Origin of the sequence: Streptomyces sp. NPDC059080 (genome assembly GCF_042739975.1) — a bacterium.
Taxonomy (GTDB): domain Bacteria; phylum Actinomycetota; class Actinomycetes; order Streptomycetales; family Streptomycetaceae; genus Streptomyces; species Streptomyces benahoarensis.
Genome location: NZ_JBHYGX010000003.1, coordinates 195,915 through 204,926, shown reverse-complemented (window position 1 = coordinate 204,926; position 9,012 = coordinate 195,915). Strand labels below are relative to the sequence as shown.

At 75.1% G+C, this 9,012-nt stretch carries 6 protein-coding genes and 2 pseudogenes; 4 read left to right on the top strand and 4 right to left on the bottom strand.

Going from position 1 to position 9,012, the window contains the following annotated elements; translation table 11 throughout:
- Positions 1-151: 151 nt before the first annotated feature.
- On the bottom strand, positions 152-2,737 hold the full coding sequence (gene pepN, locus ACFWWQ_RS03315; RefSeq protein WP_384589250.1) for an aminopeptidase N: 2,586 nt from the start codon (positions 2,735-2,737) through the stop codon (positions 152-154).
- Positions 2,738-2,790: 53 nt separating this feature from the next.
- Between pepN and ACFWWQ_RS03310 the strand changes: the two are divergent.
- Positions 2,791-2,988: pseudogene (locus ACFWWQ_RS03310) on the top strand (MarR family winged helix-turn-helix transcriptional regulator); the annotation flags it as partial.
- Positions 2,989-3,375: 387 nt separating this feature from the next.
- Here the strand turns inward: ACFWWQ_RS03310 and ACFWWQ_RS03305 are convergent.
- Positions 3,376-4,245: pseudogene (locus ACFWWQ_RS03305) on the bottom strand (helix-turn-helix domain-containing protein); the annotation flags it as partial.
- A gap of 198 nt (positions 4,246-4,443) precedes the next feature.
- On the opposite strand from ACFWWQ_RS03305, the gene ACFWWQ_RS03300 reads away from it, so the two are divergent.
- Positions 4,444-6,213: a beta-galactosidase family protein gene (locus ACFWWQ_RS03300; protein ID WP_384589247.1), complete on the top strand. Its 1,770-nt coding sequence runs from the start codon at positions 4,444-4,446 to the stop codon at positions 6,211-6,213.
- A 121-nt stretch (positions 6,214-6,334) separates the two neighbouring features.
- Here the strand turns inward: ACFWWQ_RS03300 and ACFWWQ_RS03295 are convergent, their stop codons facing one another.
- Positions 6,335-7,144 carry a S1 family peptidase gene (locus ACFWWQ_RS03295; RefSeq protein ID WP_384589244.1) on the bottom strand — a complete coding sequence of 270 codons (810 nt, stop codon included), beginning with the start codon at positions 7,142-7,144 and terminating at the stop codon, positions 6,335-6,337.
- 219 nt (positions 7,145-7,363) lie between these two features.
- Positions 7,364-7,573: a hypothetical protein gene (locus ACFWWQ_RS03290; protein WP_384589241.1), complete on the bottom strand. Its 210-nt coding sequence runs from the start codon at positions 7,571-7,573 to the stop codon at positions 7,364-7,366.
- Between the two features lie 143 nt (positions 7,574-7,716).
- Between ACFWWQ_RS03290 and ACFWWQ_RS03285 the strand changes: the two genes are divergently transcribed.
- Both ACFWWQ_RS03285 and ACFWWQ_RS03280 read left to right on the top strand, forming a co-directional pair.
- Positions 7,717-8,235, top strand: a complete 519-nt coding sequence (locus ACFWWQ_RS03285) for a hypothetical protein (RefSeq protein WP_384589237.1) — start codon at positions 7,717-7,719, stop codon at positions 8,233-8,235.
- Positions 8,236-8,420: 185 nt separating this feature from the next.
- On the top strand, positions 8,421-8,906 hold the full coding sequence (locus ACFWWQ_RS03280) for a PPOX class F420-dependent oxidoreductase (protein WP_384589235.1): 486 nt from the start codon (positions 8,421-8,423) through the stop codon (positions 8,904-8,906).
- The last annotated feature ends 106 nt before the right edge of the window (positions 8,907-9,012 follow it).

Sequence of the window (9,012 nt, the reverse complement as noted above, 5' to 3'; positions counted from 1 at the left end):
CTGCTCCGCCTCCCCCTCCCCCCGAGCCCGCCAGTACTGGCACGCCACCACCCCCACCCCCACCCCCCGCCACCCCCGGCCCCCCCGCAGGGGCGGCCGGGCCGCCGCCACGCACACCGCCCCCCCCACCGGCCCGCCCCGAGGGACCGGATCAGGCGTCGGCTGTCCGGCCGGAGGAGACGGCGGACTCCTGACCGGACCGGATGCGCAACGCGCGGGCGAGGTCGTCGAGTTGGTCGGCGAGCCGACGCCGCAGGGCAGGCGTCGGGGCGTCCGTGGCGAGGCAGGCGTGCCCGAGGCGGAGCGTTTCCTCGTCGACGAAGGAGGCGGGGAAGGCGTACCGGCCGGCGGCCTCGGCGAGGGCGGGGCCGCGGTGGGTGGCGAGGGTGACCGCGTCGGTGAAGAAGCGGGCGACGTAGGGGCGGAGGAGGTCGTGCTGTTCGGGGGCCCAGAAGCCGGTGGCGATGGCGGTGAAGAGGTAGTTGGAGGGGGCCGCGTCGGCGTCGGTGGTGAACAGGGCCTGCCAGGCGGCCTCCTTGGCGGCCGGGTCGGGCAGGGCGGCACGGCAGCGGGCGGCGCCCTCGCTGCCGGTGGCGCTGGGGTCGCGGGACTGTTCGGCGTCGATGCGGTCGGGGGTGAGGGCGCCGAGGGTGGCGAGGCGGGCCAGGATGCGCCAGCGCAGCTCGGGGTCGAGGGCGGGGCCGCCGGGGACGCTGCCGTCGTCGAGCCAGTCCTGGATGCCCTCGGGAGAGGTGGCGTTGTCGATGACGGCGCGGACGGCGGTCAGGCGCAGGCTCGCGGCGGCGGAGTCGGTAGCGCCTTCGGTGTGGCGCAGGATGTCGCGGCTCAGGGCGGTGAGCGTGCCCAGGGCGGCGCGGCGCTCCGCGGCGGGGAGGAAGTGGTCGGCGACGGGCATGCGGGCGAACCGCAGCACACCGGCGACGAGCGCCGGGTCCGGCTCGGCGGGCAGATGGCGGCGGGCCGCATCGAGGTAGGCGGCGGGCGCGAGATCGCCGTCGCGGACCATGTCGCGGGCGGCGTTCCACAGCACGGCCCGGGTGAGCGCGCCGCCGTCGGCGGCGGGGATGCCGGACAGGGCGCGGGCGGCGGTGTCCCAGGAGGCCGGATCGAGGCGGATCTTGGTGTAGCTGAGGTCGCCGTCGTTGAGGACGACGAGGGCGGGGACGGGCCCGGGGAGGGTGTGGCGGGTGGTGCCCTCCTCCTGGGGGATGTCGGTCTCGAAGCGGCGGCGCAGGCTCAGCCGGGCCGGGTCGGTGGCGTCCTGGTCGTAGAGGCCGACGGCGATGCGGTGCGGGCGGCTGCCGTGGTGTCCGACGGCGAGCTGCCAGGTGTCGTCCTGCGGTTCGACGGTGGCGGTGAGGGTGTCGGGGCCGGTGGTGCGCAGCCAGCGGGCGGCCCAGCCGGGGATGTCGCGGTCGGTGTGGCGGGCGAGGGAGTCGAGGAAGTCGGCGAGGGTGGCGTTGCCGAAGCGGTGGCGGGTGAGGTGGTGGTTGATGCCGGCGAGGAAGTCCTTCTCGCCGATCCAGGTGACGAGTTGGCGCAGTGCGGAGGCGCCCTTGGCGTAGGAGATGCCGTCGAAGTTGAGGAGGGCGGAGGCGGTGTCGGGGACATCCTCGGGGGTGGGGGCCACCGGGTGGGTGGAGGGGCGCTGGTCGGCTTCGTAGCCCCAGCTCTTGCGGACGGCGCCGAAGTCGACCCAGGCGCCGGTGAAGCGGGTGGCCTCGGAGAGGACCTGGTAGCCCATGTACTCGGCGAAGGACTCGTTGAGCCAGATGTCGTCCCACCAGCGGAGGGTGACGAGGTCGCCGAACCACATATGGGCCATCTCGTGGGCGATGACCATGCCGCGGGTCTGGCGTTCGGCGTCGGTGACGGCGGAGCGGTAGACGAATTCGTCGCGGAAGGTGACGAGGCCCGGGTTCTCCATCGCGCCCGCGTTGAACTCGGGGACGAACGCCTGGTCGTAGGAGTCGAACGGGTACGGCTCGTCGAAGAGGTCGCGGTAGCGGTCGTAGCAGCGGCGGGTGAGGCCGAGGATTTCCTCGGCGTCGGCGTCGAGGTGCGGGGCGAGGGAGCGGCGGCAGTGGATGCCGAAGGGGAGCCCGGCGTGTTCGGTGCGGACGGAGTGCCAGGGGCCGGCGGCGACGGCGACGAGGTAGGTGGAGATGAGGGGGGTGGGGGCGGCGCGCCAGAGGCCGCCGCCCTCGTGGGTGGTGACGCCGTTGGCGAGGACGGACCACTCCTCGGGGGCGGTGACGGTGAGGGCGAAGACGGATTTGAGGTCGGGCTGGTCGAAGGTGGCAAAGACCCGCTGGACGTCCTCCATGAACAGCTGGGTGTAGACGTACGTCTCACCGTCGGCGGGGTCGGTGAAGCGGTGCATGCCCTCGCCGGTGCGGGAGTAGGACATGCGGGCCTCGACGCGCAGCTCGTGGTCGCCGGGGGCGAGGCCGGTGAGCGGGAAGCGGTTGTCGTCGAGCAGCGCGGGGTCGAGGGGGGTGCCGTCGAGGGTGACGGAGAGCAGCGCGGCGGGCTTGACCTCGAAGAAGGTGGTGACGGGGGCGGCGTCTCCGGCGCCGTCGCGGAGGGTGAAGCGGATGTCGGCGCGGGAGCCGAAGTGCTTCTCGCCCTGGGTGAGGTCGAGGTGGATGGAGTGGTGGCGGACGTCGAGGAGTCCGGCTCTGGTCTGCGCCTCGTCGCGCTGGAGTGCGGGCATGGGGTCATGCTGCCGTACACGCCGGTTCGGCCGCACGGGGTGTGGACAACTTCGTGCGGGAGCGGGACGCCGAGGACCGGCGGGTGGTGCGGTCGCGGCTGACGGACGAGGGGCTGGCGACGATCGACGCGCTCTTCGCCGAGCATCTGGAGAACGAGCGGCGGATGCTGGCCGGGCTCTCCCCCGCCGAGTGCCGTCAGCTGGCCCGGCTGCTGTCGAAGCTGGAACGGTCGATCACGGAGGCGGACGGGGCGGGGAGCGGGAGACGCCGGCCTGAACTGCCGGGCGGCGTACGGCTGCCGGGCGGCGTACGGCTGCCGGGGCGGTCGCCGTGCGGTCGGCCGCCCCTTTCGGTGCGCCGTCGCCCGTCGGGGACGCGCTGCTCCACTCGGCGGTCGCCTCCGTCGCCGGGCTCGCCGGGTGTCCGGCCGCCGCGCTCACCGTGGACCGGATCGGCCGCCGCCGGATCTTCCCGCTCTTCCGGCGGACTCGTCGTCGTCGGCGCGGTGTACGCCGCGTCCGGTCTGCCCGCGGTGTTCGCGGTGCTCGCCGCGGTCGCCGCCGCCGGTGCGCTGGTCGCCGGGTTCTTCGCCGAGGAGACCCGCGACCGGCCGCGGGAGGAGGTCTCCCCGTGACCGCAGCACCGGCGGATCGTCCGGGTCGGGCACCGTGTCCGACCAGCCGCCCGGCACACTGCGCCCCTGGCGTTCGCGGAAGCGGACCGGGGGCGTGCCGACCCGGCGGGTGAACAGGCGGCTGAAGTACGCCGGGTCGTCGTAGCCGACCCGGCGGGCCACGGCGGCGACGGGCAGCTCCGTCGCCGTCAGCAGCTCCTTGGCCCGGCCCAGCCGGATGCCCAGCAGATAGTCCTTGGGCGTGCACCCGGCGGCCCGGCGCACCGCGGCGCGCAGCGCGGCGGGCGTCATGCCGTTGCGGGCCGCGTGCCCGGCCACCGTCAGCGGTGCGAAGGCGTCACGGGCCAGCGCCCGCAGCACCGGGTCGCCGTCCGCGCCGGTACCGGCGCGGGCCTGGCGCAGCGCGACGAGGAGTTCGTGGACGGCGGCGGAGGTCTCCACCCCCAGGAACGGGTTGTCGCGGCGCGCGGCGCGGGCGATCCGGCCGACGGCGGCGCGCGGCGCGACGGTGTCGGTGAGCGGCACCAGGCAGCGGTCCGCCTCGATGTAGCCCAGCTCGCGGTAGGTGGCGGCGGCCGGTCCGGTGAAGTCGACGAAGCTCTCGTCCCAGCCGCTGTCGGGGTCCGCGCCGTAGTGGTGGACGACGCCCGGCAGCAGCCACAGCAGGGCGGGCGCGGTGATCTCCCGGATGCGGCCGTCGGTCCCCGCGTACCAGCCGCGCCCGGCGCTGATGACCAGCGCGACGTGGTGGCCGAGGGTCCGCGGTCCGACCGGCGGGAGCGTGCCGTACTGGAGGCCGACGCCCAGGCAGACCAGGCCGAGGCGGTGGTGGACCGGCGTGGGCGTGAAGTAACGCATCCAGGTGTGGTACATCTCCGGCCTCCCCGGCTCCTCGGCCCCGTCGCCGCGCTCCCGCCTGCCTCGCGACGACGGGCCCGCGGCCCCGCTCCCGCGCGGCGGCCCGCCGCCCGCCGCCGCTCCGTCCAAACAGCGCCGATCTTTGTCCATGGACCGCCGCCCCGCCAGGGGGCGAGGGTGGCGGCACGGACGGCGGCGACGGAGGCGGGCGGCATGGGGGCATTCGAGGCGGCCACGTTCACGGTGGGCGAGCGGGAGTTCCTGCTGGACGGGCGGCCGCTGCGGCTGCTGTCCGGGGCGCTGCACCACTTCCGCGTCCACGAGGCGCAGTGGGACCACCGGCTGGCGACGCTGCGCGCGCTGGGCCTGAACTGCGTGGAGACGTACGTCCCGTGGAACCTCCACGAACCGCGGCCCGGCGAGGTACGGGACGCGGACGCGCTGGGCCGGTTCCTGGACGCGGCCGGGCGGGCGGGGCTGCGGGCGATCGTGCGGCCCGGCCCGTACATCTGCGCCGAATGGGAGAACGGCGGGCTGCCGCACTGGCTGACCGGACCGCTGGGCCGCCGCGTGCGGACCGCCGATCCGGCGTATCTGCGGGCGGTGGAGCGGTGGTTCACGGTGCTGCTGCCGCAGATCACCGCCCGGCAGTGCACCGTCGGCGGCCCGGTCGTGCTGGTGCAGGCGGAGAACGAGTACGGCTCCTACGGGACGGACACCGCGTACCTGACGTGGCTGGCGGAGCTGCTGCGCGCACGGGGCGTGACGGTGCCGCTGTTCACCTCCGACGGGCCCGAGGACCACATGCTGACCGGCGGCTCGGTGGCGGGCGTGCTCGCCGCGGTGAACTTCGGCTCCGGCGCCCGGGAGGCGTTCGCCGCGCTCCGCCGCCACCGGCCGTCCGGTCCGCTGCTCTGCGCGGAGCTGTGGTGCGGCTGGTTCGCGCACTGGGGCGAGCCGCCCGCACCGGACGATCCCGGGCGGGCGGCACGGGAGCTGCGCGCCGCCCTGGAGTGCGGGGCGTCCGTCAACCTCTACATGGCGCACGGCGGCACCAGCTTCGGCGGTCACGCGGGCGCCAACCGCGCCGGTGAGCTGCACGACGGCCCGCTCCAGCCGACCGTCACCTCCTACGACTACGCCGCCCCGATCGACGAACGCGGCCGCCCCACCGCCAAGTTCCCCCTCTTCCGCGAGGCGCTGGCCCCATACGCGGACGCCCCGCCGCCCCCGCCGCCCGCGCCCTGGCCGGTGCTGGGCGCACCGGTCGGCGTATGCCTCGACCGGTGGGCGGCGCCGGACGCGGTGATGGACGCGCTGGGCGGCCCGGAGGTGGCGACGCCCGTCCCGGCGACGTTCGAGGAGCTGGACGTGGACCGGGGCCTGGTCCGCTACCGGCTGCGGGTCCCGGGCCCCCGGCGGCCGTATCCGCTGCGGGTGCGGGGGCTGCGGGACCGGGCGGTGACGTTCGTGGACGGGGCGCCGGGCCCGGAGCTGGACACCGAGGAGGCGCTGCTCGGCGAGGTGCCGGGCCCGGCGGAGGTGGAGCTGTGGGTGGAGTCCCTGGGCCGGGTGAACTACGGGCCCCGGCTGGGCGAGCCCAAGGGCCTCACCGGCGGGGTACTGCACGAACGGCAGTATCTGCACGGCGTACGGGCACGGGGCCTGCGGCTCGACGCGTTCGAGGACGCGGCGGCGGTGGCCCGGCTGCCGTTCGGCCCGGCCCGCCCCGGGGCGCGGGGCCTGCACCGGGGCACGGTCACCGTCCCGCCCGGCGACACCGGCGACGCGCTGCTCGAACTCCCCGGCTGGACCAGGGGTTTCGCCTGGCTCGGCGGCTTCCCCCTCGGCCGCTACTGGTCGGCCGGGCCGCAGCACACGCTGTACGTCCCCGGCCCGGTGCTCCGGGACGGACCCAACGAGGTCCTGCTGCTGGAGCTGGCCGGGGCGGAGGGGGCGGGGGCGCCGCGGTTGGTGCCGTGACCGACCGGCGCCCCGACCGCCCCGGTACCGGCGGCTCGGGCCGGTACCGGGGCGGTCGGGGTGCGGCGGGGGACCCGGGGGAAGTCCGCCGCCGCGCGACGGGGAACGTGTCCCCGACGGGTCAGGAGCCCAGCTCGCCCGCGGCCTTCTGGATGTCCGCGGCGAAGGTACTCACCTCGGAGTAGACGCCGGGCTTGCCGGGACGGGCGCAGCCCTCGCCCCAGGAGACGATGCCGACCTGGAGCCACTCACCGGCGTCGTCCTTGCGGAACATCGGGCCGCCGGAGTCGCCCTGGCAGGTGTCGACGCCGCCGGTGTCGAGCTTCCCGGCGCATATCTCGTCGCCCGGGGTCAGCTCGTCGCCGTACGCCTTCCCGCAGGTGGCGTCGTCGACGAACGGCACCGTCGCCTTCAGGAGGTAGCGCTGCTGGTCGCCGCCCTCCTTGTCGGCGCCCCAACCCGCGATGGTGAAGTCACCGTTGTTGAACTTGTCGTCCTGAGCGATCTTCAAGGTGGGCTGGTCGATCGGCTTCTCCAGCTTGATCAGCGCCCAGTCCTTGCCCTTGCCGTTGTAGCCGGGAGCCTGGAGGACCTCCTTGGACTTGACCGTGACGGCGGCCGAGTCCTCCAGGTCGACGACGCCCGCGGTGGCGGTGATGCCGGTGTTGGGGCCGCTGCCGTCGACGCAGTGCGCCGCGGTCAGCACGATGTCCTTGGCGTACAGCGCGCCGCCGCAGCCCATCGACAGCCGGACCATGAAGGGGAATTCACCCTGGTCGGCCTTGGTGCCGCCGACGACCTTGGTGCCCACCGAGCCGGAGCTGTCGGGTGCGGAGGATGCGAAGGCTGTGCCGGGCAGAAGGCTGAAGGCGGCCAGGGCGACGGCACCGGCGGCGGTGGTCCTCTTGAGGTGCTTCAGGGAGCTGCGCAACGGGCTTCCTTTCGTGGGGGGTTGCACGTCGACGACGGACGCGTGCCCCACCGGAGCCGGTGCACGGCACGACTGCGAAACGGGCAGCCTGCCGTGCGGCCTGCGGACCCAGTGGGGGATGAGTCCGTAAAGCGCTCTGTGATTATGTGAGCGGACGCTCAGCGTGACAAGAGTGCCCACCCGTCAACTCCCTTGGCCCCGGCCGCCCCAGGCGTCACGTCACCGCCAGTCGCGTTCCGGCGTCGCGGTGGCCAGGGCGGCGCGGGCGCCGTCGACCAGGGGATCCCCGTGCGGGACGCAGACGGTGTCGACGTCGTCGAGGGCGGCGAGCCTGCGGAACGACGCCTCGGCCTCCTCCCGTTCGACGGTGAAGGGGCCGAGGACCACCCGGCCGTCGCCGGTGCCGATGAGGTCGCCGGGGAACAGCACCCGCGAGCGCGGCAGATGCAGCGCGACACCGCCCGGCCGCCGCCGCGAAGTGCCTTCCGCCGTCGGCGGATTGCGCGGCCGGCGAAAGAAGCGGAACCCGATCGGCCCCGGCTCCGTCCCAAGCGTGACCCGAGGAGGCAGACATGTGGACCACCACAGCACAGCGGACCACCCGCACCCCCGCCGGGAAAAGCCGCACCGTTCGGCGCACCCTGGCCGCCCTGACCGCCCTGACCGCCGCCGGCACGGCGCTGGCCGGGTGCGGCGGCGCGAAGCAGACGGTCGGCGCCGCGCCGCCCGGCAAGCAGAACGCGTTCGAGCAGCGCGCCGACACCCTCGTGCGGGACTGGCCGAAGGTCGAGCCGGTGTCCGGACACGAGGAGGCGCTGCTGCCACTGGCCGGGGCCGACAAGCCGGGCGTCTCGGCGCGGAAGGTGACGGTGACCGTCGGCCACGGCGCCTGCGACGCGACGTACGGTGCGCATGTCCGCGAGTCGGAGAAGCTGGTCGTGGTGTCCGGCTGGAGCCGTAAGAAGGACGACAAGAAGATGTGCACCGCCCAACTGGCCACCGACAAGGTCACGTTGGACCTCAAGCAGCCGCTGGGCCACCGCACCCTCGTCGACGCGGCCACCGGTAAACCGCTGGCCGGTCACCGCTGAGCCACCGCCGCACCGGCCGTCCGCACGGCGCCGCGCCACTCCCCGCGGCGGCGCGGCGGACACCGGGCCGGGGCGGACACCGGGCCGCGGCGGACACCGGGTCGGGGCGGGGCGGCAGGGGTACCGCGGCGTGTGGGGCGCCGCGGTACCCCGGCCGGCCCGCCCCGACCCCCTAGGCTCGCGCCATGAGCCCTTCCCTCGCCCGTAACACCCGAGTCGAACTGCCCGAGCTGCTGGAGTTCGTCCGCCCCCGGCACCGCGCGATCCTGCTGACCCGCCGCTCCGACGGCACCCCGCAGGGCTCGCCGCTGACCTGCGGCGTGGACGATTCCGGCCGGCTGGTCATGTCCACGTACCCCGAGCGCGCCAAGGTGCGCAACGCCCGCCGGGCGCCGTCGGTCAGCGTGATCGTGCTGTCCGACGAGTGGAACGGCCCGTGGGTGCAGATCGACGGTGAGGCCGAGGTGATCGACGCGCCGGAGTCCGTCGAGCCGCTGGTCGAGTACTACCGCAACATCGCCGGTGAGCACCCGGACTGGGACGAGTACCGCGAGGCCATGCGCGACCAGGGCAAGTCGCTGATCCGGGTGACCCCGCGGCGCTGGGGTCCGGTCGCCACCGGCGGCTTCCCCTCCCGGCTGGTGGCCGGGGACGGCGAAGCCGCGGAGTAATCGCCCCAGGTCGTAGGCGTGGGGGGCCCCCCCCCCCCCCCGGGGGGGGGGGCCCCCCCCAAAAGCCCGCCCCCCCCCCCCCCCGGGGGGGGGAACACCCGCCGGG

What these genes read in the sequence shown, in the direction of transcription:
- pepN (WP_384589250.1), bottom strand. Translation starts at nt 2,737, where the DNA reads ATGCCCGCACTCCAGCGCGACGAGGCGCAGACCAGAGCCGGACTCCTC.
- ACFWWQ_RS03300 (WP_384589247.1), top strand. Translation starts at nt 4,444, where the DNA reads ATGGGGGCATTCGAGGCGGCCACGTTCACGGTGGGCGAGCGGGAGTTC.
- ACFWWQ_RS03285 (WP_384589237.1), top strand. Translation starts at nt 7,717, where the DNA reads ATGTGGACCACCACAGCACAGCGGACCACCCGCACCCCCGCCGGGAAA.
- ACFWWQ_RS03280 (WP_384589235.1), top strand. Translation starts at nt 8,421, where the DNA reads ATGAGCCCTTCCCTCGCCCGTAACACCCGAGTCGAACTGCCCGAGCTG.